The following is a 16196-nucleotide window of genomic DNA, read 5'->3' as shown; positions in this document are numbered from 1 at the left end:
TTTTCATATCATCGGCCAGGGGCGCGGCTTGGTGGCCGCCCCGACATGTTGGTCAGAAAGCGGCGGCCGTGCCGCCGCCGCAGGGAGCATCAGCCTATGAATTCCTTGTAGGCGTCCTCGTCCATGTAGTCGTCCATTTGGGAGGGGTCGCTGGTCTTGAGCTTGAAGAACCATGCATCGCCCAAAGGATCAGAATTCACCTTGCCCGGATCGTCGGCCAGCGTCTCGTTGATCTCGATGATCTCGCCATCCACGGGCGCGAGGATATCGCTTGCGGCCTTGACGCTTTCGATCACCACGATGTCGTCGCCCTTGGTGACCTGGGTGCCGACTTCGGGCAGTTCCACGAACACCACATCGCCAAGCTGTTCGCTGGCATGTTCGGTGATGCCCACCACGACCACATCGCCATCCGCGCGCAGCCATTCGTGTTCTTCGGTGAATTTCATATGTCGCTCTCCCCTGTCGTCAGCGTTTGAAATTGGCCGGGGTGAATGGCATCTTCGCCACATTTACCGGCATGCGTTTACCGCGCACCTCGCCATACAGCTTGGTGCCGGTTTCGGCCATCTCAGATGGCACGTACCCCATTGACATCGGCGCGCCGATCGTCGGGCCGTATGCGCCCGAAGTAACGCGCCCCACGGACGCGCCGCCCTCTGCCTGGTCAAAAAGCTCGGTGCCCTCGCGCATCGGCGCGCGCCCCTCAGGGCGCAATCCCACGCGTCGGCGCGGTGCACCGTTTTCGAGCTGTTCCAATATGACATTCGCGCCGGGGAAACCACCCGCGCGCGCGCCACCTCCCCGGCGAACCTTCTGGATCGCCCAAGCCAGCCCGGCCTCTACAGGCGTCGTGGCGCTGTCAATGTCGTTACCGTAAAGGCAAAGCCCCGCCTCGAGGCGCAGGCTGTCACGCGCTCCAAGGCCGATGGGCTCCACCTCGTCATGCGCCAGCAGGACGCGGGCGAAAGCCTCGGCGCTGTCATTGGCGACGGAAATCTCGAACCCATCCTCGCCGGTGTAGCCAGATCTCGATATCCATAGCTCACCATGATCGCTCGCAAGGACGGCCACATCCATGAAGCGCATGCCGGCCACTTCCGGAACGAGCTTGGTCAGAACCGCTTCGGCGCGCGGCCCCTGAAGGGCCAGAAGCGCGCGGTCGGTGATCACTTCCACGGCGCAGCCCGTCATCGCGGCGTGCATATGGGCGATATCGGCCTCCTTGCAGGCCGCGTTGACCACGACAAAAAGATGATCGTCGCGATGCGCGATCATCAGATCGTCCAGAATGCCGCCCGCTTCGTTGGTGAAGACCCCATAGCGTTGACGCCCCGCGCCAAGCCCCAGCAGGTCGACCGGCACAAGCGCTTCCAGCGCGCGCGCGGCCGCCTCGTAGCCGTCCTTGGCCCGCACAATGAGCTGCCCCATGTGACTGACATCGAAAAGCCCCGCCTCGTCGCGGGTATGCAGATGTTCCTTCATCACCCCAAGCGGGTATTGCACGGGCATCTCATAGCCTGCGAAGGGCACCATCTTGGCTCCCAACTCAAGGTGCAATGCGTGCAGTGGCGTCCTGCGCAGCGTGTCGCTCATCGGGATCTCCCCAAAATGGCGCCAGTTTGAATGCTGTATCAATCCGGCATCGTCCATGCACGACCCTTCTGGCCCGCGCCTCGATGCCCCCTCTGTCCTTATGCCTGAGATCGCTATCCCTTCGGCGGGCGCATCGCGTGCACCACTCTCCAGAGTTTTCAGTGTCGAAACGGTCCCTGTCGCCTGAGAGTTTCCGGGGCGGTTGCTCCTTCGGCACCGGCAAGGCCGGTTCTCCCGTTTCGAATGATGTCGAAGCTAGTATACCGAAACCACGCTTTCAAGTCTGTTTCACGCAAACGAACGGGGTAAAGATCGCCCGCAGCGGCTCGTTGTTGCAGACCAGCGCATCAAGGGTGATCTTATCAAGATGGGTATAGAAGGCCTCCGCCGCATCGGCGATGGCCAGACGCAGGCGGCAGGCTTCGGTCAGCGGGCAGGTATTGTCCACATCGGCAAAGCATTCGGCGATCGGCACATTGGATTCGAGTTGGCGAAACACGTCGCCGATCACGATCTCATCCATCGGGCGTGCCAGCGCGATTCCGCCGCTGCGGCCCCGTTGCGTGTGCAGAAAGCCCAGCTGGGCCAAGCGGTTGATCACCTGCGCTAGGTGGCTTTCCGAGGTATTGCAGCGCGCCGCGATCTCGGATTTCGTGACCAGCCGTTCCGAACAGGCCGCGCAGAACATGAGGACGCGTATGGCGATGTTGGTGCGTTTCGTGATGCGCATGTACAAGAGGCCCATTGATTGAATTCGGACCATCGTGACGGCTAAGAAGACCCTGCAACATGACTCAGATCAAGGGATCCGCAGATAACATCCATGTCGGATACATATTTCTTCGGCTATGGCAGCCTGGTCAATCGCGACACGCATGAATTCACCGAGACCCACAGCGCCCGGCTGCGCGGTTGGCGGCGGATCTGGCGTCATACCAGCCTGCGTCCGGTTGCCTATCTGACAGTCGTGCCCGACCCAAACACCGAGATCGACGGGCTGATTGCCCCTGTTCCGGGCCATGACTGGGCGGCACTGGACGAGCGCGAGAGCGCCTATGATCGTGTCGCTGCCGCCCACCAGATCAGCCACACCCTGCCACACATGCCCGAGATCGCGGTCTATGCGATTCCTGAAGGCCGCCACAGCGGCGCGACCGAGACTCATCCCGCCCTGCTCAGCTATATCGACGTGGTGGTCCAAGGGTATCTGCGGGAATTCGGCGAAACCGGCGCGCAGCGGTTCTTCGACACGACCGATGGCTGGGACGCGCCGGTGCTCGATGACCGCGCCGACCCGGTCTATCCGCGCCATCGCTCGCTGCACCCGGACGAACGCGCCTTCGTGGACGACCAATTGCGCGCCCGCGACATACGCTTGTTGCGTCGCTGAGCGAACGTGGCTCGCTACCTGCTGGACCAATCCGCATGCTTGGGGCAAGCTGGGGACGACTGGACAGGACCGCGATGACCACGACCAGAACCGTCTCCAAGCCCCTGATGATACTGTTGCGCGCCGCGCGGCGGCTGTGGGTGCGTGTCGCGTTGATGGCCCTGCTGGCAGTGATTGCTTCGACGTTGGCGATGCTGTTCGAGGATGCCATCCCTGCGGCAGTCAAAGACCGCATTCAACCCGATGCCGTGATGCCAATTCTGACCATTCTGGCCTCTGGAATGCTGGCAGTCAGCACCTTTTCCCTCAATGTCATGGTATCGGCCCACAACGCCGCCGCCTCGCAGGCTACCCCGCGAGTGCACCGCATCCTTCTGGCCGACACCACAACCCATACCGCTCTGGCCACCTTTATCGGGGCTTTCGTCTATGCGCTGACGTCGATCATCCTGTTAAAGGCGCAGTTGCATGGCCCCGGCGCCTCAGTCGCGATCTTGGGCGTGACAGTCGCCGTCGTGGTCCTTGTGATCCTCGCCATGCTGCGCTGGATAGACCACCTGAGCGACCTTGGAAGCATGGACAACAGCCTGCGTGTCACAGAGGCCGCAGCCCGAAGCAGTCTGATGCAAAGCCGGACTACACCCGCGCTTGGTGCTCAGGCCCTGACGGATGCGACCCTGATGCCAGAGAACGCCGATCCGATTCTGGCCCCGCGCTCGGGTTATGTCCAGTTCATTGATCTTCACAGGCTCGACCGGATCCTCGAAAGGCATGATGCAAGGCTGTACGTCCATGTCGCGCCGGGGGCTCCGGTTCTCGAGGGCCGGGCAATCGCTCATGCAGCAGGACTGCCGGCGGCACAGCGCACGCAGGTTCAGGGTTGCCTGACGATCTCGGATACCCGCACCTTCGAGCAAGACAGCGCATTCGGTCTTCTGGTCTTGTCCGAAATAGCCTCACGCGCGTTGTCAACGGGTGTCAACGATCCCGGCACTGCGCTCGACGTGATCAACCGTCAGGAGCGGCTCCTTTGGCACTGGTCCCGGACACCGCCGAACGATGCGGAGCCAGTTCATGATCGCATCTTCGTTCGACCGGTGAACGCGGCAGATCTGATCGAAAGCGCCTTTGGCAGCATTGCTCGCGACGGGGCCGGGCTGATCGAGGTGGTCGACCGCCTGCTCGACGCACTTGGCGCTTTGTCGCAAAGTGCGGACATAGCGCTGTCCGAGGCCGCAGGTGACATGGCCAGCCACGCCCGCAGCCATGCTGAAGACGCGCTGCCGCTTGCCACGCAACGGGCAAGGCAGGCCGGCGCAGCACCAGAGCAGCGCGCGCCTTAGCCGCCGCGCGCCTTGATGTTCTGGAGCAGCGGCAGAACCTGTCCCATGTCGGGTCCGTGTGCCTGCCCGGTCAGAGCCTTGCGCAAGGGCATGAACAAGCCCTTGCCCTTGCGGCCCGTGGTCTCTTTCACCTCGGCGGTCCAAGTGCTCCAGGTGGAATCGTCGAACGGACCTTCGGGCAGCAACTCCATGGCCTGCGCCACGAATTCGCGGTCTTCATCCTCAATCACCGGCTCGGCACCATCGCGGAACATCGTCCACCATGCGGGCAAATCCCTGAGCGTGGTGATGTTTTCGCGCGTGACGGTCCAGAACCGCTCGGCCAGATCTTCGGGCACTCCGATCGCGGCGATCTCGTCGCGAACCTCGTCATAGCTGCGCTCATGCAGAAGGCGGGCCGTCAGCGGGAACAGGTCGTTCACGTCGAACTTGGTGGGCGCGGCACCAAAGCGCGCGATATCGAACCCTTCGATCAACGCCGTCATGTCGGTGCGCAGTTCCACCGGATCGGCAGATCCAAGCCGCGCCATCAGGCTGAGCAGTGCCATCGGCTCGACCCCCTGCGCACGAAGATCGCGCAGGCTGAGCACACCAAGGCGTTTCGAGAGCGACTCGCCCTGCGGCCCGGTCAGCAAGGAGTGATGCGCGAAATCCGGCACGTTCCCGCCAAGCGCCTGGATGATCTGAATCTGCGTGGCGGTGTTGGTCACATGGTCGGAGCCGCGCACAACATGGGTGACGCCCATTTCGGTGTCGTCCACGACCGAGGCCAGCGTGTACAGCACCTGGCCATCGCCGCGGATCAGCACCGGGTCACTGACGCTGGCCGCGTCGATCGAGATATTGCCAAGGATGCCGTCATCCCATTCGATCCGCTCGTGATCCAGCTTGAAGCGCCACACACCGTCGCCGCGCTCGGCGCGCAGCCTCTCCTTTTCGGCCTCGGGCAGGGTCAGCGCAGCGCGGTCATAAACGGGCGGTTTGCCCATGTTGAGCTGCTTCTTGCGCTTGAGATCAAGTTCGGTCGGGGACTCGAACGCCTCGTAGAAACGGCCCAATTCACGCAGCCTGTCGGCGGCCTCGGCGTAGCGGTCCAGCCGCTCGGACTGCCGCTCGACCCGGTCCCAGTGCAGGCCCAGCCATTCAAGGTCCTGCTTGATCGCGTCGACATATTCCTCCTTAGAACGTTCGGGGTCGGTGTCGTCGATGCGCAGGATGAATTGCCCGCCGGCCTTTCGGGCGATAAGAAAGTTCATCAATGCGGTGCGCAGGTTGCCCACATGGATGTATCCGGTGGGCGACGGGGCGAAACGAGTGGTCGTCATGGGTTTCTCCTGGTTCGCGTGGGCCATGTCACAGCGCCGCGTGTTTGTCCAGATTTCACGGTTCGGGCGGGGTCGCGGACGTGGTATCACATTGGCGTGAGAGGGCGCGCCGCGGGGCGCTGACGCATTAAGATGAGTTTAGGTCAACAAGGAGGATTCCCATGTCACGATCAATGATTTCCCGGCGGGCTGTTCTGGCTTCGGGGGCGGCGCTGCCATTGGCGGCCGCTTCGGGCGGAGTGGCGCGGGCGGCGGCGCCGATGATGGGCAATGGCATGTCCCGGTTCAACCGCGTGGGGCTTGGCGGGTTCGAGGTCACGACGATCCTTGCCGGGACAATGCCGCGCCCGGACCCGCATTCGATCTTTGGCCTGAATGTCGACGAAGAGGCATTCAGCGCGGCCTCGAAAGCGGCGCGCATCCCTACGGACGTGGCGCAGTTCTTCTTCACACCGACCGTCGTCAACACCGGTAACGCATTGATATTGTTTGATACCGGGCTGAATGCCGAGGGCACCACGGCCGCCCTTGCCGAGGCCGGATACAGCCCCGATCAGGTCGATGTCGTGGTGATCACCCATATGCATGGCGACCATATCGGCGGGCTGATGAATGGCGACGCGCCGACCTTTCCCAATGCCAGATATATCACTGGCGCCAAGGAGTTCGATGCCTGGGCGGGGATGGAGAACGAAGGGTTCGAAAGCAAGGTGCGCCCGCTGGCCGAGCAGATGGAAATGCTGGAGGATGGCGCCAGCGTGGCACCAGGTGTCACCGCAATGGCCGCCTTCGGCCATACGCCGGGGCATATGACCTACATGCTGGAGAGCGACGGCAAGCAACTTCTTGTGGCTGTGGACTTCGCCAACCACTATGTCTGGTCGCTCGGCCACCCGGATTGGGAAGTGTCGTTCGACATGGACAAGGCAGCCGCTGCGGCCACGAGGCGGCGTATTCTGGACATGCTGGCCGCCGACGGATTGCCCTTCATCGGCTATCACATGCCCTGGCCGGGGATGGGATATGTGGAGTCGGAAGGCGATGGATTCCGCTATGTTCCGGCCAGTTACCAGCTGATGCTGGAAGGGTGACGAGCGGGATTTATCCCCGGTATACAATGCCTTATGATGCATTCCATGCAGCATGAGCCGAGTATATCCGAGTTCGAGACCATGGCCCGCGATACCGTCGCGGGCCTGCCCGAACCCTTCCGCAAGGCGGCGCTGGAGGTGGCACTGAGGGTGGTGGACTGGCCCGCGCGCGACATGCTGCGAGAGCTTGAAATGCATGATCCGCTGGATCTGACCGGGCTATACGAGGGCATTCCGGTTACGGAAAAATCCTTTATGGATCAACCATATGGCCCCGATACCGTGTGGCTGTTCCGGCGCCCCATACTGGCCGAATGGCGTGAGCGGGGAGATGTGGAGATCGCGGAGCTGATCGCCCATGTGACGATCCATGAATTCGCCCATCACTTCGGCTGGTCGGACGCCGATATCGCCAGCATCGACCGCTGGTGGGAATGAGCCGCGCTTAACGTACGAAACGTCCGTTTTGTACGCCGGTTTCGTACCGAAATCCGGCGGTCGGGGTCTCAGTTCGTACAAAACCCCGATGACGCGCAGAATCGCCCACCCTGCACACCCCGCCAACCATTTGTTAACGTCCCTGTGGTTTCCTGCCTGCACCAGAGGCGAGACACGAAGGTCAAGGATGACAGACAGGCACGCGGTTCATTCCAGTGGCGGCAACTCCACTTTCCATTCGATACGCGCGGTAACGGGCGTGGCCCCTTCGGCCACTTTCGGATCCGAGCTGTATCCGGTGAGGCGCAGGAATTCGCCGGCGATCACGCCGCTTGCGATATTGCCCTCCATGGAAAAGGCGGCCAGCGTTCGGTCACCGCCATCGGCCCCCATCACCATCGGCGCGTCAAAGCCCTGATCGTCGAAGACCTCGGCCGAGAGGAAAGCCATGTCGCCCGTGCGCCTTTGCAAGGTGATCTGCAACATAGGGCTGCCGGGCATGCCATCGGGCTCCGGCACCTGCCCGACCGCATTGATGGTCAGGAAGGTGCCCATGATCATCGTCTGCTCGGCATAGCCGCGCTGTTTTTCCGTATCGAAGGGAATCACCATGTCAAAGGCCTTATCGCCCAATTGCACGGTCATGGTGCCCATGGCGGTATAGCGGTTGGCGGGATCAGCGGCGAATGCGGGCGCGGCCATGCACAATGCCGGGATGGCGGAAAGGGAACGGGTCATTGAAAATCCTGTGCCCGGTCAGATCAGTAAGCGGAGCATGGCATCGCGCGGGCGCGCAGCCAAAGGGAGCATGGCATCACGCGGACGCGCGGCCATAGATCGCTTCAGTCAGCCAGCGGCGAAAGCGGATAGACATGATCCAGTAGATCCCGCGAAAACGCCGCCTGGGCGCGTCGGCCAGCCGCCAGCCGCCAGCGCGCAGCGGGCCGCGCAACCGGTCCAAGACCTGTTCGGGCAACAGTCCCGTGTCCGGGATCGCGAAGCCCGGTTCATTCAGGAGATGCCGCACTTTGCGTTCGGCGCGGCGCGCAGCCGTGCCGTTCGGGGTGAAGCGAAGCCGGACGCGAATCTGATCGCCCACGCCCCAGCCGACATACATGCTTTGATGAATGATCGACTCGACCTGCGACCAAGGGATGTCCGGCCCGTCACCGATGGCGATCCCATCGGCGTTGGCGTGCATCAGCAGGCGTGGCACACGCGCGGTGCGACGCCGCAATCCGGCGCGCAAGGACAGCCCGGCCAGCAACAGAAGGCCCGCGCAAAGCACTACCGATATGGGGTGGATCAGGGCCGCGCGCCCCAGCTGCGCGATGAATCAGACAAGAACCGCAAGAAGCAGCCCCCACATCCCGGCGAACCAGAGCCAGATGGCCCCGGCCTGCCCGTGCTCATAGAGTTCAAGCGCTGTTGCCTCAGCTTTCATCGCGCCAGCGGTTGGCGATGGGGTAACGGCGATCCAGCCAGAAGGCGCGTTTGCTGAGCCGCGTGCCGGGGGCGGACTGGAAGCGTTTGTATTCCGAAATATAGAGCAGGTGTTCGACCCGCCTGGCATCTTCGCGCGCATAGCCGGCGGCGACGCAATCGGCGATCGAACCGTCCTGATCGACCAGGATATCGAGGATGCCATCCAGCACGGGATAGGGCGGCAGGCTGTCTTCGTCGCGCTGATCGGGGGCGAGCTCGGCGCTGGGGGGGCGCGCGATGATGCGCGTGGGGATGATCGCGCCCTCGGGGCCGTCCATCCAGTCGCGGTGATGCGCGTTGCGCCAGCGGCAGGTTTCAAAGACGCGAGTTTTATACATGTCCTTCAGCGGGTTATACCCGCCCGCCATGTCGCCATAGATGGTCGCGTAACCCACCGCCACTTCGGATTTGTTGCCGGTGGTCAGGAGCATCTCGCCGAATTTGTTGGAGATCGCCATCAGCAGCAGGCCGCGCAGGCGGGACTGGATGTTTTCCTCGGTCACGTCGGGTTTCGTGCCCTCGAAAAGCGGCGCGAGCGTGTCGGTGATGGCGGCGCGGCCTTCGGCAATGGGCACGAAATCATAGCGGCAGCCCAGGTTCTCGGCGAGCGCTTGGGCATCATCCAGCGAGGCTTGCGAGGTATATTCCGAGGGCAGCATCACGCAGCGGACATTATCCGCGCCCAGCGCATCGACCGCCACCGTCGCCACCAGCGCCGAATCGATCCCCCCCGAAAGGCCCAGCAGCACCTTGGAAAACCCGGTCTTGCGCAGGTAGTCGCGCAAGGAGAGCACCATCGCATGGTAATCCTGCTCGGTCGGGCCGGGGATGGGGGCCAGCGGCGCCTGTTCGATGCGCCAGCCATCGGCGCCGCGCATGAGGTCGAGATGGGCCAGCGATTCTGTCATGACCGGCATTTGCAGCGCCAGTTCGCCCCCCGGATTGAGCGCGAAGCTGGCGCCGTCGAACACCTGATCGTCCTGGCCGCCGACCAGGTTGAGATAGATCAGCGGCAGCCCGGTTTCGACGACGCGCGCGACCATGAGCTGATGGCGATGCGCGAGTTTCTCGCGGTAATAGGGCGAGCCGTTGGGTACCAGCAGGAATTCGGCCCCGGTCTCGGCCAGGGTTTCGCAGACATCCTCGTACCAGCTGTCCTCGCAGATCGGCGAGCCGATGCGCACGCCGTTGATGGCATAGGGGCCGGTGACATGGCCTTGGGTGTAGATGCGTTTCTCGTCGAACACCGTCTCGTTGGGCAGATGGTGTTTGAGGATGCGCGCGGCGATGCGCCCGCGTTCGAGGATGTAATAGGCGTTGTAAAGCGCGCCGCCCTCAAGCGCGGGGCCGCCGATGGCCAGCGCTGGCCCGTCGGCGCATTCGCGCGCAAGGGTCTCGATCGCGGCCATGGCAGCCGTGTGAAAGGCCGGTTTCATCACCAGGTCCTGGGTGTTGTAGCCGGTGATGAACATCTCGGGCAGCGCGACAAGGTCTGCGCCTGCCTCGCGGCCTTCGCTCCATGCGGCGCGGGCACGCGCGGCGTTGCCCTCAAGATCGCCCATCGTGGGGTTCCATTGCGCGAGCGTCACGCGAAACCGGTCGGCCATGCGATGCCTCCTGCTTGCATTGCGGCCATGATTTAGCAGATCGCTGCGCGAGGGAAAGCCGATTTGGGCAAAACACGTTGTCAGCCCCGCGAGGCTCCACTAGATTTCAGGCGGTGCGCTGGCGCGCGAAACTGGGGATTCTGGGGCCGACATGAGCTTTTCACTGAGGGATGCGACGATCGTGACGGCGGTACTGGCCGGGGGGGCCGCGCTGGCGCAGGACGGCGAGGTGCAGACCAAGCAATATGACGATGGCGGCATCTACGAGGGCACGTTCAGGAACGGGCTGCAGCATGGCACCGGCACCTATACGCTGCCCAATGGCTATGAATATTCGGGCGAATGGGTCGATGGCGAGATCCGCGGCCAGGGGGTTGCGCGGTTTCCCAACGGGTCCGTCTACGAGGGCCAGTTCGCCAAGGGCAAGCCGGAGGGTGTGGGCAAGATCGTCTTCGCCGATGGCGGCACCTTTGAGGGCGACTGGCAGGACGGCAAGATCACCGGCCAGGGGGTCGCGGTCTATGCCAACGGGGTACGCTACGAGGGCGGTTTCCGCAATGCGATGCATCACGGCAAGGGCCGCATGGAAAGCCCCGGCGGCTATGTCTACGAGGGCGACTGGGTCAATGGCGTCAAGGATGGCGCGGCGCGGATCACCTATCCCGACGGCGCGATCTACGAGGGCGAGGTCAGCCGCGGTGCGCGCCACGGGCGGGGCACGCTGACCATGCCCGACGGGCTGATCTACGAGGGGCGCTGGCAGGACGGGCAGATCGACGGCACCGGCAAGCTGATCCAGCCCAATGGCGATGTCTATGAGGGTGATCTCGTGGCCGGGCGGCGCGAGGGCCAGGGGCGCGTCACCTATGAGAACGGCGATGTCTACGAGGGTGAGTTCAAGAATGACCGCCGCCACGGCGAGGGCGTCTTCACAGGGACTGACGGCTATCGCTACGAAGGCTCCTGGAGCGCGGGCAAGATCTCGGGCCAGGGGCGGGTGACCTACCCCGACGGCTCGGTCTATGAGGGCGCGTTTCGCGACGATCTCGCCAATGGCGAGGGCAAGATTACCTATCCCGATGGCTCGACATACGAAGGCGAATGGCGCGGCGGCGTGATCGATGGCAAGGGCCGGGCCACCTATCCCAATGGCGTGGTCTACGAGGGCGCGTTCGAGAACGCGCGCAACCACGGCCAGGGCGTGATGACCTATGCCGACGGTTACCGCTACGAGGGCCAGTGGAAAGACGGCCAGCGCGAGGGCATGGGCACCGCCACCTATCCCGACGGGACCATCTACGAAGGCGAATTCCTGGATGGCCAGCGCCATGGCCAGGGCAAGATCACCATGCCTGACGGCTTCACATACCAGGGCGAATGGAAAGAGGGTGAAATCTCGGGCCGGGGCGTTGCCACCTACACCAATGGCGATGTCTACGAGGGCAATTTCCTCGAGGGCGAACGCCAGGGCGAGGGCACGATGCGCTATGCCTCCGGCGAAGAGGAAAGCGGCACCTGGGACAGCGGCGCGCTGGCCGAACAGACCGAAACCACCACCGCCGACGAGACGCCCGACCCCGCCGAAACACCCGATGCGCCCGATGCGCCCGAAGCCGAGCCCGAAGCCCCGCAAGGCGACTGACCGCTCCGGCTTCATCTGGCGGAAAATACCTCGGGGGAGTCGCGGCCTCTGGCCGCGGCGGGGGCAGCGCCCCCTGCCCGCTCAGACGATCTCGCCCCGCTCCAGCCGCCCGTGAACCCGCGCGGCCCCCTCCAGCACCAAAGCGCGGCGGGCCTCGTCCATGCGCTCCCATGTGCGATAGACCGGCGCCATGCGGGGATTGCGCGCGAAACGCTCGCGGTGGCGGATCAGGAAGTCCCAATAGAGCAGGTTGAACGGACAGGCCGACTCGCCGGTCTTGTCCTTCACCTTATAGGCGCAGCCGGCGCAGTAATCGGACATCCGGTCGATGTAATTGCCCGAGCTCACATAGGGTTTCGAGGCGATGATGCCGCCATCAGCGAACTGGCTCATGCCGATCGTGTTGGGGGCCTCGACCCATTCGAACGCGTCGATATAGACGGACAGATACCATTCATGCACCTGGGCCGGATCCACCCCCGCCAGGAGCGCGAAATTGCCGGTCACCATCAGGCGCTGGATATGGTGGGCGTAGGCCGCGTCGCGGGTCTGGGCGACCGCATGGGAGATGCAGTTCATGCGCGTCTCGCCGCCCCAGAACATGGCGGGCAGCGCGCGCTCATGGCCCAGCGCGTTGCGCGCAGTATAATCGGGGCCTTCGCGCAGGTAGATCCCGCGCATGTATTCGCGCCAGCCGATGATCTGGCGAATATAGCCTTCGGCGGCATTGATCGGCACGCGCCCGGCCTGCCATTCGGCCTCGACGCGCCGGCATATTTCCAGCGGCCCCAGCAGCCCCAGATTGAGATAGGGCGAGAGCAGCGAGTGATTGAGGAAAGCATCACCTTCAAGCATCGCGTCCTGCGTGTCGCCGAACCCCGCCAGCAGATGGCGCGCGAAATGATCGAGCGCCGCCAGCGCATCCGTGCGCGTCACCCCGTAGTGAAACGGCAGCAGCGTGCCGAAATTGCCGCCAAAGCGCGCGCCGACCAGGTCGAGCACCTCTTGCGTCACCGCGTCGGGCTCAAAGCGCGGCGGCGCGGCGCGGAAAAGATCCGGCGCGGCGGGTTTGCGGTTGTCATGGTCGAAATTCCATTTGCCGCCCGCCGGTTTGTCGCCCTCCATCAAGAGGCCGGTCTTGCGGCGCATCATGCGATAGAACCACTCCATGCGCAGTTCCTTGCGCCCCTCGGCCCAGGCGTCGAACTCGCCGGGGGACGCGATGAAGCGGTCATCGGGCAGAAGCGTCACCGAAAGCGGTGCGTTTTCCAGCGCCTCGATCAGCCGCCATTCGCCGGGGGTGGTGGCGATCACCGTGCCGGTGCCATGCGCCTCGGCGCGGCGCATCAGTTCGCCCACGATCGAACCCGAGGAGTCGGGATCATCCAGCCGGGTATAGGCCAGCTGCCAGCCGTCGCGCTCCAGTTCGGCCGCGAAATGGCGCATCGCCGACAGAACGAGCGCGATCTTCTTGGGGTGATGGGGGACATAGGCGGCCTCGTCCGTCACCTCGGCCATGACGATCAGGTCATGCGCCTTGTCGGCCGCCGCAAGCGCCGAAAGCCCCGCGCTCAACTGGTCGCCCAGCACCAGCACAAGGCGTTTTACCATGGCACGGGTTTCCCAGCCCAGTCGAAGAACTGCCCGCTTTGGGACGGGGTCAGCCCGTCGATCACGCCCAGAAGATTGGCCGCCGCCTCGGGCGCGGGCACGGTCGGGTGATTGCGGGCATAGCGCGCCGTCAGCGGTGTTTGCACGGTGCCAGGATGAAGCGCGACGCAGATGGATTGGCGATGCGAGCGGCTGAGTTCGATCGCGCCGGTATGGACGATCTGGTTCAGCGCGGCCTTGGCGGCGCGATAGCCGTACCAGCCGCCAAAGCGGTTGTCGCCAATAGAGCCCACCCGCGCCGAAAGCGCCGCAAAGACCGCCCGCCGGTCGCGCGCCAGAAGGCGCGGCGCGTGTTTGAGCACCAGCGCGGGGCCGATGCTGTTGAGCGCGAACTGGTCGGCCAGCGCTTGCGCGCTCAGTTCCTTGAGGGATTTCTCGGGGCGCTGGCCGTCGATCTCGAGCCCGCCGGTGGCGACGAAGATCAGGTCGAAAGGGCCATCCAGCGGATCTAGCGCGGCGATGATCGAGGCTTCATCCGTCAGGTCGATCCCGTCATCGCGGCGCGAGAGCGGGGTCACGGCGGTGCCGCGCGCGCTCAGAGCGGCGCAGAGCGCAGCCCCGATCCCGCCCGAGGCGCCGATGATCAATGCGTTTTCCATGCGCGCCACGTAGGGTGGCGCTCATGCGCTTCAAGTGCTGACCGCCCGCGAATGAGGCGCAGCGGATTCGGGGGTTTTCAACGCGCCTCACGGCCCTTATAGTTTGTTGCATGATGAAGCAGGACCATATCTCATTTCCCGTGACGCCCCGCCAGGCGGGTTGCGTTCGTGTCCTGCTGCTCCTAAGCCGCCTCTGAGCGTGCCGATCCGGCGCGACCGCTCAGAGGATGTGCCTTTTCGCGCCATTGGCTTAGGACAATGAACGAGATTCGACATGACAGACCAGACCAAGACCGTATCGCCTGAAGCGAACAAGGATCGCGTTTCGCCGGAGGCGAACAAGGATCGCGTGGTGATTTTCGACACCACCCTGCGCGACGGAGAGCAATCCCCCGGCGCGACCATGACCCATGATGAAAAGCTCGAAATCGCCGCCCTGCTCGATGACATGGGCGTCGATATCATCGAAGCGGGCTTTCCCATCGCCTCCGAGGGCGATTTCCGCGCCGTGAGCGAGATCGCCAAGCGGGCGAAACAGGCGACGATCTGCGGGCTGGCGCGCGCGCATCTCAAGGATATCGACCGCGCCTGGGAGGCGGTGAAACACGCCGGCAGCCCACGTATCCACACGTTCATCGGCACCTCGCCGCTGCACCGCGCCATTCCGAACCTGACCCGGGACGAAATGGCCGAGCGCATCCATGAAACGGTGACCCATGCGCGCAATCTGTGCGACAACGTGCAATGGTCGCCGATGGATGCCACGCGCACCGAATGGGATTACCTGCGCCGGGTGGTCGAGATCGCCATCAGGGCGGGCGCCACCACGATCAACATCCCCGACACGGTGGGCTATACCGCGCCGGTGGAAAGCGCCGATCTGATCCGCCGCCTGATCGCCGATGTGCCGGGCGCCGACGAGGTGGTGTTCGCCACCCATTGCCATAACGACCTGGGCCTTGCGACGGCCAATGCGCTGGCCGCGGTGGCGGGCGGCGCGCGCCAGATCGAGTGCACGATCAACGGGCTGGGCGAGCGGGCGGGCAATACCGCGCTCGAAGAGGTGGTGATGGCGCTCAAGGTGCGCGGCGACATCATGCCCTTCTATACCCATGTGGACAGCCGCAAGATCATGAACATCTCGCGCCGGGTCGCCACGGTCAGCGGCTTTCCGGTGCAATACAACAAGGCGATCGTGGGCAAGAACGCCTTCGCCCATGAATCGGGCATCCACCAGGACGGGATGCTCAAGAACGCCGAAACCTTCGAGATCATGCGCCCGGAGGATGTGGGCCTGGCCGAGACCAGCATCGTTCTGGGCAAGCATTCGGGGCGCGCGGCGCTGCGCGCCAAGCTCAGGGACCTGGGCTATGAGCTGGCCGAGAACCAGCTCAACGACATGTTCGTGCGCTTCAAGGAACTGGCCGACCGCAAGAAGGAAGTCTATGACGAGGACCTCATCGCGCTGATGCGCGCGGGCGAGGACGAGGCCAGGGACCGGCTGGTCATCAAGTCGCTGCGCGTGGTCTGCGGCACCGGCGGACCGGCCGAGGCCGAGCTGGTGATGACCATCGACGGCACCGAGAAGAACGTGACCGAGACCGGCGACGGCCCGGTCGATGCGACCTTCAAGGCGGTGCGCGAACTGCATCCCAATGATGCGCATCTGTCGCTTTATCAGGTGCATGCGGTGACCGAGGGCACCGACGCGCAGGCCACGGTTTCGGTGCGGCTCGAGGAAGAGGGCAACATCGCCACCGGTCAGTCGGCCGATACCGATACGGTCGTCGCCTCGGCCAAGGCCTATGTGAACGCGCTCAACCGCCTTCTGGTGCGCCGCGGCCGCCTGGGCGAGGACAAGCGCGAGATCAGCTACAAGGACGTGAGCTGATCCGCCCTGCCCGCTGACAGCGAAAGACCCGGTCGCATCGCGTGGCCGGGTCTTTTCTTTGCGAGGCTTGCATGGGGGCGCTGCCCCCGTCGCGCAAAGCGCGACTCCCCCGGGATAT

At 64.0% G+C, this 16196-nt stretch carries 15 protein-coding genes and 1 riboswitch; of the genes, 6 read left to right on the top strand and 9 right to left on the bottom strand.

Translation table 11 applies throughout. The annotated features are described in order from the left end of the window. Positions 1-89: 89 nt before the first annotated feature. From gcvH to N5A93_RS09245, 3 genes are all read right to left on the bottom strand, one after another. Positions 90-449 (bottom strand): glycine cleavage system protein GcvH, encoded by a 360-nt coding sequence (gcvH, locus tag N5A93_RS09255; RefSeq protein ID WP_268954801.1) that lies wholly within the window; start codon positions 447-449, stop codon positions 90-92. A gap of 19 nt (positions 450-468) precedes the next feature. Further along, on the bottom strand, positions 469-1596 hold the full coding sequence (gcvT, locus tag N5A93_RS09250; RefSeq protein ID WP_268954800.1) for a glycine cleavage system aminomethyltransferase GcvT: 1128 nt from the start codon (positions 1594-1596) through the stop codon (positions 469-471). A gap of 160 nt (positions 1597-1756) precedes the next feature. After that, positions 1757-1843, bottom strand: a riboswitch (glycine riboswitch). A gap of 30 nt (positions 1844-1873) precedes the next feature. Next, positions 1874-2326 (bottom strand): RrF2 family transcriptional regulator, encoded by a 453-nt coding sequence (locus N5A93_RS09245; protein WP_268954799.1) that lies wholly within the window; start codon positions 2324-2326, stop codon positions 1874-1876. 93 nt (positions 2327-2419) lie between these two features. Between N5A93_RS09245 and N5A93_RS09240 the strand changes: the two genes are divergently transcribed. Together N5A93_RS09240 and N5A93_RS09235 are read left to right on the top strand one after the other, a co-directional pair. Then, positions 2420-2986: a gamma-glutamylcyclotransferase family protein gene (locus tag N5A93_RS09240; protein ID WP_268954798.1), complete on the top strand. Its 567-nt coding sequence runs from the start codon at positions 2420-2422 to the stop codon at positions 2984-2986. Between the two features lie 74 nt (positions 2987-3060). Further along, positions 3061-4329, top strand: coding sequence for a DUF2254 domain-containing protein (locus tag N5A93_RS09235; protein WP_268954797.1), 1269 nt, complete (start codon positions 3061-3063; stop codon positions 4327-4329). On the opposite strand, the gene gltX is transcribed toward N5A93_RS09235, so the two are convergent. Continuing rightward, positions 4326-5654 (bottom strand): glutamate--tRNA ligase, encoded by a 1329-nt coding sequence (gltX, locus tag N5A93_RS09230; RefSeq protein ID WP_268954796.1) that lies wholly within the window; start codon positions 5652-5654, stop codon positions 4326-4328. The genes N5A93_RS09235 and gltX overlap by 4 nt on opposite strands. A 161-nt stretch (positions 5655-5815) precedes the next feature. Here gltX and N5A93_RS09225 point away from each other — a divergent pair, with 161 nt between their 5' ends. Together N5A93_RS09225 and N5A93_RS09220 are read left to right on the top strand one after the other, a co-directional pair. Next, positions 5816-6745: an MBL fold metallo-hydrolase gene (locus N5A93_RS09225; RefSeq protein WP_268954795.1), complete on the top strand. Its 930-nt coding sequence runs from the start codon at positions 5816-5818 to the stop codon at positions 6743-6745. A 36-nt stretch (positions 6746-6781) separates the two neighbouring features. After that, positions 6782-7183: a metallopeptidase family protein gene (locus N5A93_RS09220; RefSeq protein ID WP_372920792.1), complete on the top strand. Its 402-nt coding sequence runs from the start codon at positions 6782-6784 to the stop codon at positions 7181-7183. A gap of 207 nt (positions 7184-7390) precedes the next feature. Here N5A93_RS09220 and N5A93_RS09215 read toward each other — a convergent pair whose 3' ends face one another. From N5A93_RS09215 to N5A93_RS09205, 3 genes are all read right to left on the bottom strand, one after another. Then, entirely contained in the window at positions 7391-7921 is a 531-nt protein-coding gene (locus N5A93_RS09215; protein WP_268954793.1) for a hypothetical protein, read from the bottom strand. Between the two features lie 76 nt (positions 7922-7997). Further along, complete coding sequence (locus N5A93_RS09210; protein WP_268954792.1) at positions 7998-8450, bottom strand: hypothetical protein; 453 nt, start codon at positions 8448-8450, stop codon at positions 7998-8000. 166 nt (positions 8451-8616) lie between these two features. Continuing rightward, positions 8617-10275, bottom strand: a complete 1659-nt coding sequence (locus tag N5A93_RS09205) for an NAD+ synthase (RefSeq protein WP_268954791.1) — start codon at positions 10273-10275, stop codon at positions 8617-8619. Between the two features lie 151 nt (positions 10276-10426). On the opposite strand from N5A93_RS09205, the gene N5A93_RS09200 reads away from it, so the two are divergent. Next, the gene (locus N5A93_RS09200) at positions 10427-11917 is read left to right on the top strand and encodes an MORN repeat-containing protein (protein ID WP_268954790.1); all 1491 of its coding nucleotides are present in this window, start codon (positions 10427-10429) and stop codon (positions 11915-11917) included. A gap of 81 nt (positions 11918-11998) precedes the next feature. Here the strand turns inward: N5A93_RS09200 and N5A93_RS09195 are convergent, their stop codons facing one another. Both N5A93_RS09195 and N5A93_RS09190 read right to left on the bottom strand, forming a co-directional pair. Then, entirely contained in the window at positions 11999-13528 is a 1530-nt protein-coding gene (locus N5A93_RS09195; RefSeq protein ID WP_268954789.1) for a cryptochrome/photolyase family protein, read from the bottom strand. Then, a complete protein-coding gene (locus tag N5A93_RS09190; protein WP_268954788.1) occupies positions 13522-14187 on the bottom strand; it encodes an SDR family NAD(P)-dependent oxidoreductase in 666 nt (221 codons plus the stop codon). Before N5A93_RS09190 ends, N5A93_RS09195 begins: the two co-directional genes overlap by 7 nt. A gap of 274 nt (positions 14188-14461) precedes the next feature. Between N5A93_RS09190 and N5A93_RS09185 the strand changes: the two genes are divergently transcribed. Continuing rightward, positions 14462-16078, top strand: coding sequence for a 2-isopropylmalate synthase (locus tag N5A93_RS09185; RefSeq protein WP_268954787.1), 1617 nt, complete (start codon positions 14462-14464; stop codon positions 16076-16078). Positions 16079-16196 lie beyond the last annotated feature (118 nt).

It is taken from the genome of Roseovarius salincola, assembly GCF_026891095.1.
In the GTDB taxonomy this organism is placed as follows: Bacteria; Pseudomonadota; Alphaproteobacteria; order Rhodobacterales; family Rhodobacteraceae; genus Roseovarius; species Roseovarius salincola.
The sequence above is the reverse complement of the archived record's forward strand: the minus strand, read 5'-3'. Positions and strand labels throughout refer to the sequence as shown.